Here is a 17,070-nt window from a genome sequence, read left to right as displayed (position 1 = left end):
ATAGCATACGATCTCAAGTATGAATATATCATTACGGATGCTGTCTTCCTTACCGGCGAGTGCTGGGATTTGCTCATTAGCCTTGATATAATGAGTGTATGAAAAGGAGATGGCGATGTATATTTTCATAGGAATCATAGCGTTGATCATTTACGGCTTGCTCGTCTATTATATCGGGCGAAGTGTATGGAGCTGGATGGGGCCTGGGAAATCCGCCCTGTTCAAGACACTGTACATTATCGTCCTGACGGTCGTATCGACCTCTTTTATATCAGGGCGTTTCCTCGGCAATCTTACGGTGCTGAACGTAATCGGTGCCTATTGGATGGCGGTCTTTTACGTGCTGATCCTCGTTCTCCCGTTGTTGCATTTAACGATGTGGGTGCTGCGCCGAACGAAGCTCCGCCGGGACGGCGCGGGGAAGAGGGCAGGTCTGCTCGTGTTGGTTCTCTTACTGCTGTTGATCGGGCTTGGTACGTTTAATGCCTATAGCCCGACGGTACGGGCATACAGCGTGAATATTGCCAAGGATGCCGGAGCGATGGATGAGCTTAATATCGTCATGGCCTCCGATATGCATTTCGGACTGCTGTCGGGAAAAGGCCATGCGAAGCGGATGGTTGAGGAAATTAATGCGTTAAAGCCGGATCTGGTGCTGTTCCCGGGTGACATGATCGACGACGATCTGGATGCTTATCTTGGCCAAGGCATTGACGGAATCTTGTCAGGCATCCGTTCTACATACGGGGTATATGCTTCGCTTGGCAACCATGACCGCTTCGAAGGTGACATTAAAGAGCTGATTGAAGCACTGGAGCGCAGCGGGATGACCGTGCTGTATGATGAGGCGGCAGCCGTCGAGGACTTGATGATTGCCGGGCGACGGGACAAGCAGGATACGGAGCGTGCCCCATTATCCGAGATCCTGAAGGAGGCCGACAAGACGCGGCCCATTCTTCTTCTGGATCATCAGCCGAATGCGCTGGATGAGGCCAAGGAGCAGGGCGTGGACCTGGTCGTATCGGGCCATACCCACCGCGGGCAGGTATTCCCGGCTCACCTGATTACCGGGGCGTTGTTTGAAAATGATTGGGGTTATTTGAAAAAAGGACAAATGCACTCCATCGTTTCCTCGGGCTATGGATTTTGGGGACCGCCGATCCGGCTCGGCTCCCGCTCCGAAATCGTGCAAATTCATGTCGCGTTTCAGCCATAATACAACGTGGGCCACCGGTTAACGGTGGCCTTTTGGTGCTCAAATGCTCAAGATTTGGCCGCTTAGCTCTTCGTTGAATAGATTTCCGTAAATTTTCACTTTATTTTTTCATACTAATTGCGTTATACTTCATTCATTCGGAATTATCACATTACACGTAAGCATGAGATTGATTTTTTCTTACCATGCAGATTTTGCACAAATCGAAATCGACTTTCAATCAGCAATTATTAGAGCGAAACGGTTTGGTCGCCTATGACATTGTACTTGGGAGCGGCTGGAATTGAATTGTTGCAAAATGCTGAACATACGTGTTCTCGTATATGTGCAGGGATTGGCCTGCATGTTTCTACCCGATCACCGGAAATGATTGGACTACGGGATACAGCGGCAGCGACGGACAAGCTATGAGGGCCACGGCCCATCTTGCAGCTTTCGGCGTATTATTGCTGCTTATGCCCATTTGTTTCTTTTCCCGGCGATAACGGCGAAAGAAGGAGATGGGCTTTTCGTGCTTGGAATGTGTACAAAATTGAAGGGGGAGCATCATGCAATTACTGCAGAACAAAGTGAAAGAGGAAGGCATCGTACTTAGCGGACAGGTGCTGAAAGTGGATTCGTTCCTGAACCACCAGATGGATCCGGTACTCATGAAAGAGGTAGGCAAGGAATTTACGCGGCGGTTCAAGGATGAGAACGTCACCCGTGTATTGACCATTGAATCCTCGGGCATCGCGCCGGGCATCATGACCGCCCTCGAGATGGACGTGCCGATGATCTTTGCACGGAAGCAGAAGTCGCTGACGCTCCGTGAGGATATCTTCGTGGAGAAAGTCTATTCCTTCACCAAGCAAGAGACGAATGAAATTACCGTTTCAAAGAAATTCATCAAGCCGGGCGACCGCGTCCTGATCGTCGATGACTTTCTGGCCAACGGCGAGGCTGCATTCGGCCTGGCCCGAATCGTTGAGCAGGCCGGCGCCGAGGTTGTCGGCATCGGAATCGTGATCGAAAAAGCGTTCCAGCCGGGCGGACGGCTGCTCGCGGAAGCAGGCTACCGGGTGGAATCGCTCGTACGCATTGCATCGCTTGAAGACGGAACAGTAACTTTTGCATAGGTAACAAGCCATACAACAATCAATTAGGAGGAATTCAAGAGCCATGGAAGAACAGAAACAAGCGGTGCTGGAGCCGATCTTTGATAAACGCCGGAATCCGGGCAAGACCTTTTCACTTGGTTTGCAGCATGTGCTTGCCATGTACGCGGGAGCCATTATTGTACCTCTGATCGTGGGGAACGCGCTTGGGTTGACGACGGAGCAGCTGACCTACCTCATTGCGATCGATTTGCTTGCATGCGGTGTGGCGACATTGCTTCAGGTATTTGGCAATAAGTATTTCGGCATCGGGCTTCCGGTTATGCTCGGATGCGCGTTTCAAGCCGTTGGTCCCATGATCATCATCGGCCAGCAGCATGGCTTGTCCGCTATATATGGAGCGATCATCGCCTCCGGCTTGTTCGTCATTCTCTTCTCGGGCCTGTTCGGCAAGCTGATCAAGGTGTTCCCGCCGGTCGTAACGGGCTCTGTCGTTACGATTATCGGCCTGACGCTGATTCCGGTAGCTCTTAATGATCTGGGCGGCGGTCAAGGCAGCGAGGATTTCGGCAGTGCCTTGAATATCTCGCTCGGCTTTGGCGTCCTTGCTTTCATTATTCTTATGAATCGCTTTGCCAAAGGCTTCTTGCGTTCGATTTCCGTTCTGCTCGGCCTGATCCTCGGAACGATCGCCGCAGCGCTGTTCGGAGGGCTTGATCTGACCCCGCTGCGTGAAGCGGGCTGGTTCCGTGCACCGCAGCCGTTCTATTTCGGTACTCCGGAATTTAAGCTGATGCCGGTTCTGACGATGATTCTGGTTGCGATTGTCAGCGTGGCGGAATCCACGGGCGTATTTATGGCTCTCGGTAAAATTGTGGACCGCGATATCAAATCCAAGGACCTGGCCCGGGGCTATCGCGCGGAAGGTCTTGCGATTGTGGTCGGCGGTATTTTTAACTCGTTCCCGTACACGACGTATTCCCAGAACGTCGGCCTGATTCAAATGAGCCGCGTGAAGACGCGCGACGTCATTGTCGTTGCGGGCGGCCTGCTCGTGCTGATCGGTTTCGTGCCGAAGATTGCGGCATTGACCCAGCTTGTACCGACATCCGTTCTCGGCGGAGCTATGGTTGCCTTGTTCGGGATGGTCGTCTCCTCTGGCATTCGCATGCTGGGCGACCAGGTGGATTTGAACCGTCATGAGAATCTGTTCATTATCGCCTGCTCTGTCGGCATGGGGCTTGGGGTAACAACGGTGCCGGGGCTGTTCGAGAGCCTGCCGGAAAACTTCCGCATTCTTGCCGATAATGGCATCGTCGTCGGCAGCGTGACGGCGATCGTGCTCAATCTGATCTTTAACGGGTTGAAATATACGAAGCCTGCTATGAAGCAGGGCGATGCAGCCGAAGGGCACGCCGCATAAAGGATGCAGCTCCTAAGCTAAGGCTGGCTGCGCCGGTTTAGTAGATATCCATGGAATTCTTCCTTATATAAATGATGACGCAAAACGGCCGCAAGCCCTGTTCACAGGGCTTGCGGCCGTTTTCATAGAGCGGGGATTGCTCAAATCCGCTGCATCTGCTTTTCGGCGATGGCTCCAATCCAGGGAAGCTTGTACCATTTTCCCTGAATGGCGTTGGCCATCAGCACGAGCCACAGCACCACGCCGACCAGCGCCAGCAGAGCCGAAGCGAGCAGCCCGATAATCGGAACTGCGCCTGACAGCAGATGTGCAATCGCCAGAACCGCAAAGGTCATTAAGGACTGCAGCGCATGGAAGATTACGTAGCGGCTTCTTTTCTCTAACGCCAGAAACAGAATTCCTCCGACCATGGGGAACAGGTAGCAGAGCGTTGCAGCCAGATTCTCGGGAAGTCCTGTGGACGATTTGAAAGGGGACAATGTCATCAACTCCTTGTCTTGAGCACCGTTCATTTCGGCAGGTCAAGCTGTATACCTTACCTTATGAACGGTTTGGACAAAGTATGATGCTTATTGTCCCCGATCCTATTTCATTTTCAGGCTGAGCAAATAGTGCACCAGCGCATCCTGCTGCTCCTTCGTAAAGCCTGTGCCGTCATCCACCCAAAATTCATGGCCTTGCCCCGTGACATGGGTGTCCCTGAGCCGGGAATCCTTCCGGTTGGCATCGATGACCTGCTGTCTAAGCCGCCGGTCGATCATCGCCTTCAAGCTGTTGTAAGGGTCCGGCTCGATTCCCTTCATAAGGGTTTCGGAAAGCCCTGCCTGCGACAGCTCGGGGCCGACGGCCACACCGCCGTCATGGAGATACGGTGCTGACCACCGCAGACCCATCAGTCCTTTCACCTTATAGCCGCCTCTTCCGTTATGCCCAAATCCAAGCGCAATCTGCTTCGGATCGATGTGCTCCATCGGCACTTTGACCACCTTGGCGTCAGGGGGGATGGGTACAGGCGTGTCCGGCGCGTAGAACAGCGCTTCTCCGAAGTCCTTTTTCGTCCGTTGAAAGGCCTTCGCTCTGGACGGCTCGGTACCGACCTCATTAACCGGCAGGATGCGATTGTTCGTAAAATAATCGCCTGCATGGCACGTAATGCACTGTGCTTTTTTGAATACTTCAGCCCCGAGGCTTATCGTCTTGGCGTCTGCACCTTTCTTAGTTGTCTCCGGAGGCCGGATCGTATTCTGGTAAGCGGACATGGCAGTGACCTGTTCACCTGCCCTGTAGCCGGGCGAGCTGATATATAGACCATTCGGAGCAATCGGCGATACCTTCGGGAAGTTCGGCATTTTAATGACCTCATTAACGCCGGGCGTTCCGGGATTCGGGTCCTGCTTGTTGAAAAATTCGGTCGGTGTAAGCCCGCTGTTGGGGTCATAGCGGAACTTCCGGCTTGGGGCATTTTGCAAGATGGTACCGACGTAAAGTTCCTTATCGATACCGAGTAGAACCTCGCTCACCTCGGTCTGGCTGAGCGTATCCGTATTCTGGGCGTGGACGTTGTTGCCGAAGGTGCTTAACCCGCTGAACCCGCCGGCCATGGCAAAGCCGCTCCAGCTGAACGGGTGGCCGCCTTTAGTGAACATGTCGGGAATCTGGGTAACGTTGCTGATCATATCCACCGTTGTATCGAAGCTTCCCGGCACCCATTTGACCAGATTATCGTCAACGGCCTTCTCGAGCATATCCGGGTCGGGCAAAGGTTCTGCCTTTCCTTTGGAGTTGATTACCGTCCGGTTCTGGTCTTTCACATAATCCACAAGCTTGGCTACATCGGTATGCGTGAAATAGGCTGAGCTGTTAGGAGCCAGCGCGAGCAGCAGTCCCAGGTTCAGATCGGAATTCGGAGCACCCTCCACAATTTTACCGGTATCCCGGTTGACCGTAGCATGGCATGCCATGCAGCTGACGCCGAGCTTGGTCCTGCCCTCGACGTACCGGAAGGTGACTCCGATCGGGGCATGGGCTCCTTTGGGTACATCGAAGCCGGTGGCAATTTTATCTCCTTTGCGGAACGTTTTTCCCCCGACCGTAATGTCTTCATCCAGTTCAACCTGAAGATTGTCCGTTCCCTTTCCTTTCAAGTCGGCGACGGCCTTGAGAATGCCTTTCAGCTTCATCGGGCCGTCAATGATGCCCACGATATCCGTTAAGAACACTTCATTGCCGAACGACTCCTTGTAAAGCGTGCGCCTGCCGAGCGCAAGTAAATCCTCTGTGATCTCGACGGCTCCGTTACCAGGCTTGAGACGGGGATCGGGATCCTGCAGAGCGGTTCCCGGAACGGTCAGCGTCTTGCCCCAGATATCATACTGGCGTATTGCGTTACGCTGAAGAAGAACTTGAAGAGCTTGAGTATTTTCGAGCTTGCTTTTGGGCGGAATATAGGCATATTCAAGCCCTCTGATATCGACGGCGAGCCATATTCCGCAGATGACAGCCAGTGGGATGAGAAGCCTAAGCCATCTGGATGTTGTCATATTCTTATTCACCCTTTGCATGAGAGCAGTACGAATGTGCTTCTGCTCACGGAAGAACAGTTACCGCGGATCCGGATGTCTGTTCATTGAAGTATATCGCATCGCAGTTTCGTTTGTTCGCCGCTGAATCGGCCGCATCGTTTTGTTTCATTTAAAATAAACCGTGTCAGTCGATTTCTACGTGGCGGAACGGGGAATCGATATTGACCTGCTTGTCCGGCCCTTTCTCTTTCGGAACGAGACGTTCATCGGTTCGTCCCTGGTGATGGTTCTCGAAATCGTATTCGGACAGCTTCCATTCCGTAGAGCCTTTTTGCGGATCGAAAGGAAAGGTCTCTCCGCGCTTTAAATATTCCTCCCGGCCCCATTCGTTGGTATAGGTGCCGTCTACTTCAACTTCATCCCTTGAAATCGGTGGCAGATCTTTGTCCTTGCCGGCCATGTTGCATGCTCCTCTCAGCTTGAAATTTAGTAATGATTCATATCGCATAAAGTAACCAGAACCGGGGAGGACTATCCGTATCATTCGAGATTTCAGGATAACGAGTTGAATTTGGACTGCAAGAGCCCGATAAGGTGCCGTTCCAGAAGAATTCTTGGATTTCGCCAACGGCTTACCTTGCTGTCAGCCGTAAAAACGACCACAGCGTCGAGCTTGGGGAGCAAATAGATCTGCTGACCGCCATGGCCGTGGGCCAGCGCGAAGGGAGTTCCGCTTAGGGTGCCCGTCCACCACTGATATCCATAATCGCCGAAGGCGGGGTATCCCTCAGCCTGAGAAGTCAGAGCCTCGCTCAGCCAGCCTTCCGGGATCAGCTCATGACCTTCCCATCGTCCGCCGTTCAGGCAGCATAGCCCGAATTTGGCCATGTCCCTAGAAGTCAGGTACAAGCCGATGTGCCCCATGCTGTGGCTTTCCGGGCTCGGGGTCCAGGCTGCGTGATCGATGCCAAGCGGCTCGAACAGATTCGCTCTGCCATAGGCATACGCATCTTTGCCGCAGGCCTCGGTCAGGGCAACGGAGAGCAGATGCGAGTCCGTGCTGCGGTATTGAAACACGCCCATGTGCTCCTCCATGATCGGGAGCGAAAGCGCGAAGGAGGTCCAGCTGCGGCTGCGATGAAAGCGGTGAATGAGCGGCTCCCCGAGCTTTTTGCCCGTCTGCCAGGCGAAGCCGGAGGTCATCGTCAGCAGATGGCGAAGCGTCACTTTACCGAGGAGGGGATGCGCCCGACTTGGGATATACCTGCTGAGCACATCCGTTACCGGTGTATCCAGATCCGGGAGCTCGGATCGGGAAACGGCAATGCCAATCAGGATTGACGTGAAGCTCTTGGTTGCGGACCTGAGATCGTTCAATGACTGGGCCGTATGCCCGCCGTAGTATCGCTCATACAACAGTTTGCCGGCATGAACGAACAGGAAGCTCCGCATTTTCGGATACTGATTCCGGATTAGGCTGTCCACCTTGTCCAGCGGATCGCGGGCAAGCCCGAGCTCCTCCGGTTCGGCAGCTGGAAACGGCGAGCTGGCAATGACGGGAGCGCGCATGATCGGCTTAGGCTTCATCATGTCCTTCCAGACCTCCTTCATGTACAAGAAATAGGGATGGTTGTATGTATCTTAACCAAATTTACGCATGAGGGAGCTGTACATAAAATATGGGCAAAAAAACATTTTTTTGGGAAAGATGAAACAAACAGAAGAATATGATACAATATATTAATGATTCAGATGCATGCTGCTAGGGTATGTATAGTGTCAGGTGTACTTGGTTAGTTGCTGAATATCAACCTATGGTCACCGTAAGAACTGCAATATGGCTTCATCTTTAATTAATGGGGTAGATCTTTTCGGCATTCTCTTTAAACGGAGTTTTTTAATTCCACACGTTTTAGGAGGGATCCATCATGGCAACGAAAGGTCACAATGAGGTTAAGGAAAGTCTGCGGGAAATGACACGAATTTTCCGGCCTAAAGATCCGAAAAAATTTGTAAAGGAGTATGTCCGGAAATACCATATTATGGGAGGTTATGAAGAAGAGCTCACCCTCGTCGTCGAGCATGAGCTTGGGAAGATGAATTCCTCCGTATCCTGACCGTTAGCGCACCTGAACGATAGAAATATCGCTATTAGCATGTTTCACCTTGTTACTACGTATATGGTTAAACCGTTTTCGGGTATTACCCGAAGGCGGTTTTTTTGCTTATTGGGGCTTAAGTCGTCCTCCGTAAAGGCTGTGCACAGCTGGCTCTTTTATAAGACGGGAACGGGCCTTCAGAGAATATCCATCCAAGATAGGCATTCGAGGCTTTTCATCCCTGCGGTTAATTATCGCTTTGTCCCGGACATATATTGATAGCAGTTGGCGAAGCCATATAAGGGAGTGGGCGGATGTGAGAATACAACTGAAGAGCGCCGAAGAGATCGGATATATGCGGGAAGCCGGCCGCATACTTGCGGCATGCCACCGGGAGATTGCAAAGCACATCAAGCCGGGCGTGAGCACGTTGGAGATTGATGGGCGTGTAGAGGACTTTCTAAAGAAAAAGGGGGCGACTCCCGAACAGAAGGGGTATAAAGGATTTCCTTATGCCACATGTGCTTCGGTTAACGAGGTGGTGTGTCATGGGTTTCCGGATGACCGGCCGCTGCGGGAGGGAGACGTCGTGACGATCGATATGGTCGTGAACAAGAATGGCTGGCTGGCGGACTCGGGCTGGACTTATGCGGTTGGCCAAGTCAATCCTGCTGTCATGAAGCTGATGAAGCGAACGCATGAAGCCCTATTCAAGGGAATTGAGCAGGCAAGACCCGGGGCCGCCATGGGGAATATCGGGCATGCGATCCAAGAGGTTGCGCAGAGGGAAGGCTACGGGATCGTGATGTCTTTGGTCGGGCACGGGATCGGACGGCAGCTTCATGAACCGCCGGATGTCCCCAGCTATGGCACATTAGGCAGAGGATTAAAGCTGAAGGCGGGGATGGTCATTACAATCGAGCCGGTGTTTACGTTAGGGTCCTCCGGTGCGGTATTCTGGGGGGACGACGGCTGGACGATATCGAGCGCGGACGGGTCGATCGGCGTTCAGTATGAGCATACGATCGCCATCACGAAGGAAGGTCCGTTCGTTCTGACGGATTAAGATTCGGAAAAATATCGCATAATGATAGGAGGAACCTTGCTGGCCGGAGATGGCTTGCTTAAGGGACCTCCTTTTCGATGGTCGATTCAAAACGGAGAAATGACTGTATATAATGCATAGAACGTTGTCGTACAAGCTCCGGTGAAGATTGTCGAACCATAGGGCACGGGATGGGAGATAAGCCGTGAAAGCGATTGCAAATTCAGTAACGGCGGGACTTTGACGACTTTTCGAACAATTTGTGAACTCCCTGTGAATGATTGACAAAAGCAACCCGTGAACTTATATTTAATAAGTGATTGCTTTAATTGACAGGATTACTTCATCCGTGATTGTGCAGGTAGATTACCGCTGTTTGCGCCGGATGGTAGTCTACGAAAATCGGAAAAGTGGGGTAGATCAATGATGAAACGGTGGCAGGCTGTAAAGCGTCTTCTTCCCTTGTTGGCCATGTTTGCTTTGGTGTTATCCGGATGCGGCCGGGAGGATTTGTCGGTCCTTAGACCTCAAGGTCCGGTGGCGCAGGGTCAATTGGATTTAATTAAGCTGGCCATTTCGATTATGATCGTCGTAATGGTCGTTGTATTTGGCATCGCCGCGTACGTGCTTGTTAAATTCCGCAAGAAAAAGGGACAGGATAAGATTCCGGAGCAAGTCGAAGGGAACCACAAGCTTGAGATTATTTGGACGGCTATTCCGCTGCTCCTGGTGCTCGTGCTTGCAATTCCTACTATTCAAAAGGTGTTCGCTTACGGCGAAAACGACTGGAACAATCCGGATGCAGTGAAGGTAGAGGTTACTTCTCACCAATTCTGGTGGGAGTTTAATTATCCCGACTACGGTGTTAAGACGGCTCAAGAGCTTGTCATTCCTGTAGGTAAGAAAATTGCTTTCCAATTGAAAACGAACGATGTGCTTCACTCCTTCTGGGTGCCGTCGCTCGGCGGCAAGATGGATACGAACACAGAAGGCAGCGTCAACTACATGACCCTGATTGCCGACAAGGCGGATACATACATTGGTAAATGCGCAGAGTTGTGCGGGCCTTCCCATGGATTCATGGAATTCCGGGTGAAAGCGGTTGATGATGCGACATTTGACAATTGGGTAGCAGCATTTAAAGCACCTGCTGTGCTTCCAGAAGATCCGGCACTTGCCGAGAAGTTCAAGACCAACTGCCTTTCTTGCCATGCTGTGGGCGACCAAGGCGGATCGGTGGGTCCAAACTTGACCGGTATGGGATCACGTGAGACCGTAGCGAGTATCTTGCTGAACGATATAAGCGGCGAACCAGGCTCGAAGCCGACGAAGGACAACCTGGTGGAATGGCTGTCGGAGCCACAGGCTGTAAAACCTGGAAACACGATGCCTAATCCGAAGGATCTCGGCTTTACCGATCAAGAGATCGAGCAAATCGCCGATTACCTGGCCAATTATAAGTTGGATTATTAATACAGCAAGAACTTTAAAAGGGGGTACAAACCTTGGCTCATGCTCATGCTCATAGCCATAGCGTCAAGCGCTACTCGGGGTTAATGGATTGGCTTACAACCGTTGACCACAAGAAAATCGGAATATTATACCTGATAGCGGGCGGCTTGTTCTTTGGTATCGGCGGTATTGAAGCAATTCTGATCCGCCTGCAGCTGATCAAACCGATGAACGATTTGGTATCGGCTCAGGTATTTAACGAATTGATTACGATGCACGGAACGACGATGATCTTCCTCGGCGTCATGCCGGTCATCTTCGCTTTGATGAACGCGGTGGTTCCGCTTCAGATCGGCGCGCGGGACGTCGCGTTTCCGTTTTTGAACTCGCTTGGCTTTTGGACGTTTTTGTTCGGTGGACTATTGCTTAACCTTAGCTGGATTATGGGCGGCGCTCCGGATGCGGGCTGGACTTCCTATACGCCATTATCCACAACTGAGTATTCCTCTACGCACGGCGTAGACTTCTATACCATCGGCTTGCAGATAGCAGGTCTTGGTACATTGATCGGCGGTATCAACTTCCTGGCTACCATCATCACGATGCGTGCTCCGGGAATGTCCTTCATGAGAATGCCTATGTTTACTTGGACTTCTTTCATTACATCGGCAATGATCCTGTTTGCATTCCCTGCGATTACCGTAGGTCTCGTATTGCTCAGCTTCGACCGGTTGCTGGGCGCGAACTTCTTTGATGTTGCGGCAGGCGGAAGCCCCGTATTGTGGCAGCATATTTTCTGGATTTTCGGTCACCCTGAAGTATATATTCTGATTTTGCCGGCTTTCGGTATCATTTCCGAAGTCATTCCGACCTTCTCGCGTAAACGGTTGTTCGGATACAGCTCCATGGTGTTTGCGACCATCCTGATCGCCTTCCTGGGCTTCATGGTTTGGGCTCACCATATGTTTACGACAGGTCTTGGACCGGTAGCGAACGCATTGTTCGCCATTGCAACGATGCTGATTGCAGTACCTACGGGTATTAAGATCTTTAACTGGCTCTTCACCATGTGGGGCGGACAAATCCGCTTCACGAGCGCGAACTTGTTCGCGATCGGTTTCGTGCCGACGTTCGTTATGGGCGGCGTGACCGGGGTTATGCTGGCATCGGCTCCGGCCGACTTCCAGTTCCACGACACGTATTTCGTAGTCGCGCACTTCCACTATGTTATTGTAGGCGGCTTGGTATTCGGTCTGTTCTCCGGACTTCATTACTGGTGGCCTAAGATGTTCGGCCGAATGCTGAACGAACCGCTTGGCAAATGGACGTTCTGGACGTTCGCCATCGGTTTCCATCTGACGTTCTTTGTACAGCACTTCCTGGGCTTGCTCGGTATGCAACGCCGGATCGTGTCGTACCTGCCGAACCAAAACTTTGACACATTGAACTTTATTAGTACAATCGGTGCGATCTTGATGGGCGTCGGCGTATTGCTCTTCCTGGCTAACGTCGTCGTGACGGCGAGAAAACCTTCCGGTGTTGCGAACGATCCATGGGAAGACGGTCGTACCCTCGAGTGGAGTATTCCTTCTCCGCCGCCTGAGTACAACTTTAAGCAAATCCCGCTTGTTCGCGGTCTTGACGCTTTCTGGAAAGAGAAAATGGCAGGCAACAAGGAGATGTCTCCGTCGGAGCCGCTCGGCCCGATCCACATGCCGTCGCCAAGCATTCTTCCGTTCGTCATGTCGCTTGGTTTGTTCATCGCGGGTCTTGGCTTCATGTTCAGCACAGAGGAATTCTCGAATTCGTTCATGAGCCTAATCTTTAACAAATACATCGTTATGATCGTCGGTCTTGTCATTACGTTCGCTGCAATGATTGCACGTTCCGTATTCGATGACCATGGTTATCACATCGAGACTGAAGAACTCGAAGGGGAGGGGAAAGCATGAGCGCACACGCTGAACATGTAAATGGAGAGCTTCCTCACGAGCCGGAGAAGGCAACGCTCGAGGGCCGCAATAAGGTCTTGGGCTTCTGGCTCTTCCTTGGCGGTGAAGCCGTGCTCTTCGGTACGCTGTTTGCAACATTTCTGGCCCTGCGCCATCAGAACAACGAGGGCCCGACAGCAGCCGAACTGTTCTCGCTGCCGATTACGGCAGCAGCGACTCTGATCTTGCTTGTCAGCTCCCTGACCAGTGTGTTTGCCATCCAGGCTATGCACCGGCATAATCTCGAGAAGCTGAAGCTTTGGCTGATCGTTACCGTTGTTCTTGGTCTCGGCTTCCTTGGACTTGAGATTTATGAATTCTATGAGTATGTCGCCCATGAATCGTTCGACATGAAGACGAGTGCATTCTCGTCCTCGTTCTACACATTAGTCGGATTCCACGGTGCCCACGTTGCATTCGGGGTTGTGTGGATCAGCCTGCTGATCGCTCAGCTGTTCAAAAAAGGGTTAACCGTCGTGACAGCACCTAAGGTTTACGTGTCTGCGATGTACTGGCACTTTATCGACGTTGTATGGGTGTTCATCTTCTCGGTCGTATACCTTCTTGGAAAGGTGGGCTAAGATATGACAGCGAATCAACAATCCAATGAGGGGCATACGGTGAAGCACCGCCATCGTACCGAAGGCCCTGAGAAACATATTATTGTCTTTATCTTCTCCATCATCCTGACTGCCATCGCGTTTGCCGCGGTTGCGGCCGGGGGCGTGAATCCTGCATTTACCATCATTCTTTTGCTGGTGATGGCGATCCTGCAAGTATTCGTGCAGATGGGGTACTGGATGCACCTTAAGGATAAAGGTCATCTGATGCCGATCGTGTTCATGATCGGGGGCTTCTTCGTAGCAAGCACCTGTATCATCATGGCATTGTTCTGGGTTTGGTGGTAAAATGAAAAAGAGGAGGGCTAATAGCCCCCTCTTTTTTTAAGTCGTAGGAAGGTGTCACAATTTCGACTAGAATTTAACCCGTTATGGGGAGGTTTTTGCATGCTGGGCTTAGAATATTTTAGTTTTGCGGATAAATGGAGTCCTTTGTTTCTGGCGTTCATGCTGCTTGTGACCGCTGCCTATTTCTTGTTCACGGGACCGCTGAGCAGCCGGTTTAAAGGCCATGCTCCGGTGTCGGCAGGCCGGAAGACCTTATTCGTTGCAGGTATGTTCACGCTCTACCTTGCCCAGGGCGGACCGATCAGCTTGCTGGGCCATACGATGTTCTCGTTTCATATGGTCAGCATGGCAATGTCCTACCTGATGGCTACTCCGCTCCTGATTCTGGGTATCCCGGTATGGATGTGGCGCGCCTTTGACAGAGTGAATCCGTTTAAGAAGCTCGGTTTCCTCACTCGTCCGGTTGTGGCTGCGATTTTATTCAACGGCTTGTTCTCGTTCTACCACTTCCCGGTGATTCATGACTTTGTCATGCTCAATTTCTGGGTGCATCGTCTGTACTATCTGATCTTGTTCATTGCTTCACTTGTGATGTGGTGGGCGATTCTGAATCCGATCCCTGAAAAGGACAAGACGACAGGGCTGGCGAAGATGGGATACATCTTCCTCAATATGGTGCTGCTGACGCCGGCTTGTGCGCTGATCATCTTTTCGAGCGAGCCGATGTATGCGACCTACAGCGATCCTGCCATTTGGGCAAAAGCGATGGGATACTGCGTATCCGATACGTCCGGATTGCTCACTCAATTCGGAGGCCCGGAGTATTTCGGATATTTGGAGCCTGCGATTGACCAGCGGGTCGGCGGGATCATCATGAAATTCTTCCAAGAGATTATCTTCGCTTCCATGCTCGCATACGTATTCTTCCATTGGTACAAGCGTGAAAATAAGGAGGACGATCCATTGCCTACCGAGGTTCCGCCGGGCAAGCTGAACCAGGCATAATGAGGATTATTTTTTGAAGGGGGATCTACATGGATTTGTTCTTTCTCTTTCCCACGATCAGTACAACCTTCATCGTGATCAGCGCCGTGCTGGTCGCCATCGGTTGGGGACTGATTATCAAGGGAAAACGGGAGGCTCACAAAAAAACGATGATTTGGGCTGCCGTGGCAGCTATCATCTTCTTTATTATTTATTCTTCCCGGACGGTGTTCATCGGGAACACCTCGTGGGGCGGTCCGGATAGCCTGAAGCCGTATTATCAGACATTCCTGATCTTCCATATCGTGCTGGCCACGGTGGCCGCCGTCTTCGGAATCACCACGCTGGTTCTTGGCTTCAAAGAAAAGTATGCGAAGCACCGCAAATGGGGCCGAGTGACCTCGATCATCTGGTTTATTACAGCGATCACAGGCGTTGCGGTATACACGCTGCTCTACCTGATGTATCCGGGGGGACATACCCAGCCGGTGTGGAAAGTTATTTTTGGCTTATAAATGGAGGAACACCCGTCAGAGCGATCTGGCGGGTGTTTTTACATTTATAAGGCTGGATTTCAGGCAGTGGGACCAGGGATTGCAGGCAGCTGGCCCGGGGAGAACAGTCGCTCCGGTCGCTGTTGAAATCGGGAAACCCTGAATGTTAATGAGGTTAATGGAGTTTCCCGATTTCAAAGGCGAACGCCAGGGCTCCTCCGCGCCTGTACTCCCCTCTAGCAGGGAAGCTCGATGACCCAGCTGCAGCCGTGTCAATGGAGGAACATCCGCAAGGATCACTCTTGCGGGTGTTTTGTTGTTGAGGGGGCAGGTAGCTGGCCCGGGAGTTAGCTGTGAGAGGAAACAGCTTGCAGGCCCGGGGAGAACAGTCGCTCCGGTCGCTGTTGAAATCGGGAAACCTGAATTGTTAATGAGGTTAATGGAGTTTCCCGATTTCAAAGGCGAACGCCAGGTCTCCTCCGCGCCTGTACTCCCCTCTAGCAGGGAAGCTCGACCCAGCCGCAGCCGAGTCAATGGAGGCACACCCGCAAGGATCACTCTTGCGGGTGTTTTGTTGCTGAGGGGGCAGGCAGTTGGCCCGGGAGTTAGCTGTGAGAGGAAACAGCTTGCAGGCCCGGGGAGAACTGTCGCTCCGGTCGCTGTTGAAATCGGGAAACCTGAACGTTAATGAGGGTTAATGGAGTTTCCCGATTTCAAAGGCGAACGCCAGGTCTCCTCCGCGCCTGTACTCCCCTCTAGCAGGGAAGCCCGACGACCGAGCCGCAGCCGAGTCAATGGAGGCACACCCGCAAGGATCACTCTTGCGGGTGTTTGGTGTAGGAGGGGGGCAGGTGCAGCAGCTTCGCGGTTTCAGCTGCAGGAAGAAACAGGAAATTAGCCCGGGGAGTACAGTCGCTCCGGTCGCCTTCACATTATTTTACAAATGCTATTGACACTGTTTATATACACACTGTATACTGTGTATAAAGATATACACAGTGAGCACAGTGATCATTACATAATCACAGTATCGGATCAATCAAACCAATTCATAACGCGAAATATTAACAAGGTTAATGTGGGGAAAGGATGAGGCCAGTTGCAGCACATGCTTCATAACGCGATGAAAATCGTCAGGAAAGATTTTGCCAGCGATAAGCTTCAAATATTATGGACCCTGATCTTTATGATATACATGGGATTCGCGACAAGCGTAGTCATGAACGAGCAGTTCGAGCATTTGAACGAATATGTGAACCCGCTGGTAGATTTTCTGCTAGTCCTCTACGCGCCGCTGATGGGCCTCACGTTTAATCGCAGGTCGTTCCGGTATATCAACGAGGATTCTTACACACAGATGCTGTACTATTACCGGAGCCTCCCGGTTCCGGCCTATGCGATCTTTATCAGCCGGATCATTAACGCGATCATCGCCTATGTGATTAACGGCATCGTATTTTTCGGAGTCGCCTACGCGATCGCCAATCAAATGCGAGAGGCGGTGGATATCGCCAGCTACGCCGCATTTGTCATCAGCTGGATCGGCATTGGATTTTTATTGACTGGATTTTATATATACTGGGAGAACATGGGGAGCGGCAAGGCTTACCTGGGGAAAACCCTCATACTCATGATCGTCACGGTCGTGGCAGCAGGTACGCTCAGCTTGCTTGGATACAGCATGTTCAAATTCGTTATGGATTCGGCCATGAGATGGAAGCTGCTGTCCCCGGTTATGTGGGGATCACTGATCATTGGGTTAGGCGGAATGCTGCTGATGAGCAGACTGACCTATATCCGGCAGCAAACCCGGGATTTATCGTAATTAATTGGATTTAT

Annotated in this window: 16 protein-coding genes and 1 riboswitch; of the genes, 12 read left to right on the top strand and 4 right to left on the bottom strand. The window is 51.8% G+C overall.

From position 1 onward, the window contains the following. The first annotated feature begins 115 nt into the window (after positions 1–115). The 3 genes from MKX76_RS19660 (at position 116) to MKX76_RS19650 (ending at position 3,736) form a co-directional block, all read left to right on the top strand. A complete protein-coding gene (locus MKX76_RS19660; protein ID WP_007130422.1) occupies positions 116–1,216 on the top strand; it encodes a metallophosphoesterase in 1,101 nt (366 codons plus the stop codon). A 297-nt stretch (positions 1,217–1,513) separates the two neighbouring features. Next, a riboswitch (purine riboswitch) is annotated at positions 1,514–1,614 on the top strand. A gap of 150 nt (positions 1,615–1,764) precedes the next feature. Further along, a complete protein-coding gene (locus MKX76_RS19655) occupies positions 1,765–2,334 on the top strand; it encodes a xanthine phosphoribosyltransferase (protein WP_007130421.1) in 570 nt (189 codons plus the stop codon). Between the two features lie 43 nt (positions 2,335–2,377). Beyond that, complete coding sequence (locus MKX76_RS19650; RefSeq protein WP_007130420.1) at positions 2,378–3,736, top strand: nucleobase:cation symporter-2 family protein; 1,359 nt, start codon at positions 2,378–2,380, stop codon at positions 3,734–3,736. A 140-nt stretch (positions 3,737–3,876) separates the two neighbouring features. On the opposite strand, the gene MKX76_RS19645 is transcribed toward MKX76_RS19650, so the two are convergent. From MKX76_RS19645 to MKX76_RS19630, 4 genes are all read right to left on the bottom strand, one after another. Next, positions 3,877–4,215 (bottom strand): DUF4870 domain-containing protein, encoded by a 339-nt coding sequence (locus tag MKX76_RS19645; RefSeq protein ID WP_007130419.1) that lies wholly within the window; start codon positions 4,213–4,215, stop codon positions 3,877–3,879. A gap of 105 nt (positions 4,216–4,320) precedes the next feature. Next, positions 4,321–6,276 carry a hypothetical protein gene (locus tag MKX76_RS19640; protein ID WP_007130418.1) on the bottom strand — a complete coding sequence of 652 codons (1,956 nt, stop codon included), beginning with the start codon at positions 6,274–6,276 and terminating at the stop codon, positions 4,321–4,323. A gap of 166 nt (positions 6,277–6,442) precedes the next feature. Then, positions 6,443–6,718: a hypothetical protein gene (locus MKX76_RS19635; RefSeq protein ID WP_007130417.1), complete on the bottom strand. Its 276-nt coding sequence runs from the start codon at positions 6,716–6,718 to the stop codon at positions 6,443–6,445. Between the two features lie 92 nt (positions 6,719–6,810). Further along, on the bottom strand, positions 6,811–7,848 hold the full coding sequence (locus MKX76_RS19630; protein ID WP_007130416.1) for a serine hydrolase domain-containing protein: 1,038 nt from the start codon (positions 7,846–7,848) through the stop codon (positions 6,811–6,813). Between the two features lie 338 nt (positions 7,849–8,186). Here MKX76_RS19630 and MKX76_RS19625 point away from each other — a divergent pair, with 338 nt between their 5' ends. From MKX76_RS19625 to MKX76_RS19585, 9 genes are all read left to right on the top strand, one after another. Beyond that, entirely contained in the window at positions 8,187–8,375 is a 189-nt protein-coding gene (locus MKX76_RS19625; RefSeq protein WP_007130415.1) for a hypothetical protein, read from the top strand. Between the two features lie 298 nt (positions 8,376–8,673). Next, the gene (map, locus tag MKX76_RS19620; RefSeq protein ID WP_007130414.1) at positions 8,674–9,423 is read left to right on the top strand and encodes a type I methionyl aminopeptidase; all 750 of its coding nucleotides are present in this window, start codon (positions 8,674–8,676) and stop codon (positions 9,421–9,423) included. Positions 9,424–9,825: 402 nt separating this feature from the next. Next, positions 9,826–10,875 carry a cytochrome c oxidase subunit II gene (coxB, locus tag MKX76_RS19615; RefSeq protein ID WP_144869931.1) on the top strand — a complete coding sequence of 350 codons (1,050 nt, stop codon included), beginning with the start codon at positions 9,826–9,828 and terminating at the stop codon, positions 10,873–10,875. Between the two features lie 83 nt (positions 10,876–10,958). Continuing rightward, positions 10,959–12,806, top strand: coding sequence for a cytochrome c oxidase subunit I (gene ctaD, locus MKX76_RS19610; RefSeq protein ID WP_341035064.1), 1,848 nt, complete (start codon positions 10,959–10,961; stop codon positions 12,804–12,806). Further along, positions 12,803–13,426: a cytochrome (ubi)quinol oxidase subunit III gene (locus MKX76_RS19605; RefSeq protein WP_028407358.1), complete on the top strand. Its 624-nt coding sequence runs from the start codon at positions 12,803–12,805 to the stop codon at positions 13,424–13,426. Before ctaD ends, MKX76_RS19605 begins: the two co-directional genes overlap by 4 nt. Before the next feature lie 3 nt (positions 13,427–13,429). Beyond that, positions 13,430–13,753 carry a cytochrome C oxidase subunit IV family protein gene (locus MKX76_RS19600; RefSeq protein ID WP_007130410.1) on the top strand — a complete coding sequence of 108 codons (324 nt, stop codon included), beginning with the start codon at positions 13,430–13,432 and terminating at the stop codon, positions 13,751–13,753. A 99-nt stretch (positions 13,754–13,852) separates the two neighbouring features. Further along, on the top strand, positions 13,853–14,758 hold the full coding sequence (gene ctaG, locus MKX76_RS19595) for a cytochrome c oxidase assembly factor CtaG (protein ID WP_007130409.1): 906 nt from the start codon (positions 13,853–13,855) through the stop codon (positions 14,756–14,758). Positions 14,759–14,787: 29 nt separating this feature from the next. Then, positions 14,788–15,252, top strand: coding sequence for a DUF420 domain-containing protein (locus tag MKX76_RS19590; RefSeq protein ID WP_007130408.1), 465 nt, complete (start codon positions 14,788–14,790; stop codon positions 15,250–15,252). Positions 15,253–16,339: 1,087 nt separating this feature from the next. Beyond that, a complete protein-coding gene (locus MKX76_RS19585) occupies positions 16,340–17,056 on the top strand; it encodes a hypothetical protein (protein ID WP_007132528.1) in 717 nt (238 codons plus the stop codon). Positions 17,057–17,070 lie beyond the last annotated feature (14 nt).

The sequence above is a fragment of the Paenibacillus sp. FSL R5-0810 genome (genome assembly GCF_038002285.1).
GTDB classification, from domain to species: domain Bacteria; phylum Bacillota; class Bacilli; order Paenibacillales; family Paenibacillaceae; genus Paenibacillus_AQ; species Paenibacillus_AQ lactis.
The sequence above is the reverse complement of the archived record's forward strand: the minus strand, read 5'-3'. Positions and strand labels throughout refer to the sequence as shown.

Coding starts and splice junctions, on each gene's coding strand:
- MKX76_RS19630 (WP_007130416.1), bottom strand. CDS start 7,848: ATGATGAAGCCTAAGCCGATCATGCGCGCTCCCGTCATTGCCAGCTCG.
- MKX76_RS19585 (WP_007132528.1), top strand. CDS start 16,340: ATGCTTCATAACGCGATGAAAATCGTCAGGAAAGATTTTGCCAGCGAT.
- MKX76_RS19655 (WP_007130421.1), top strand. CDS start 1,765: ATGCAATTACTGCAGAACAAAGTGAAAGAGGAAGGCATCGTACTTAGC.
- MKX76_RS19650 (WP_007130420.1), top strand. CDS start 2,378: ATGGAAGAACAGAAACAAGCGGTGCTGGAGCCGATCTTTGATAAACGC.
- MKX76_RS19590 (WP_007130408.1), top strand. CDS start 14,788: ATGGATTTGTTCTTTCTCTTTCCCACGATCAGTACAACCTTCATCGTG.
- coxB (WP_144869931.1), top strand. CDS start 9,826: ATGATGAAACGGTGGCAGGCTGTAAAGCGTCTTCTTCCCTTGTTGGCC.
- MKX76_RS19625 (WP_007130415.1), top strand. CDS start 8,187: ATGGCAACGAAAGGTCACAATGAGGTTAAGGAAAGTCTGCGGGAAATG.
- MKX76_RS19605 (WP_028407358.1), top strand. CDS start 12,803: ATGAGCGCACACGCTGAACATGTAAATGGAGAGCTTCCTCACGAGCCG.
- MKX76_RS19600 (WP_007130410.1), top strand. CDS start 13,430: ATGACAGCGAATCAACAATCCAATGAGGGGCATACGGTGAAGCACCGC.
- MKX76_RS19660 (WP_007130422.1), top strand. CDS start 116: ATGTATATTTTCATAGGAATCATAGCGTTGATCATTTACGGCTTGCTC.
- ctaG (WP_007130409.1), top strand. CDS start 13,853: ATGCTGGGCTTAGAATATTTTAGTTTTGCGGATAAATGGAGTCCTTTG.
- MKX76_RS19640 (WP_007130418.1), bottom strand. CDS start 6,276: ATGACAACATCCAGATGGCTTAGGCTTCTCATCCCACTGGCTGTCATC.
- MKX76_RS19635 (WP_007130417.1), bottom strand. CDS start 6,718: ATGGCCGGCAAGGACAAAGATCTGCCACCGATTTCAAGGGATGAAGTT.
- ctaD (WP_341035064.1), top strand. CDS start 10,959: ATGGATTGGCTTACAACCGTTGACCACAAGAAAATCGGAATATTATAC.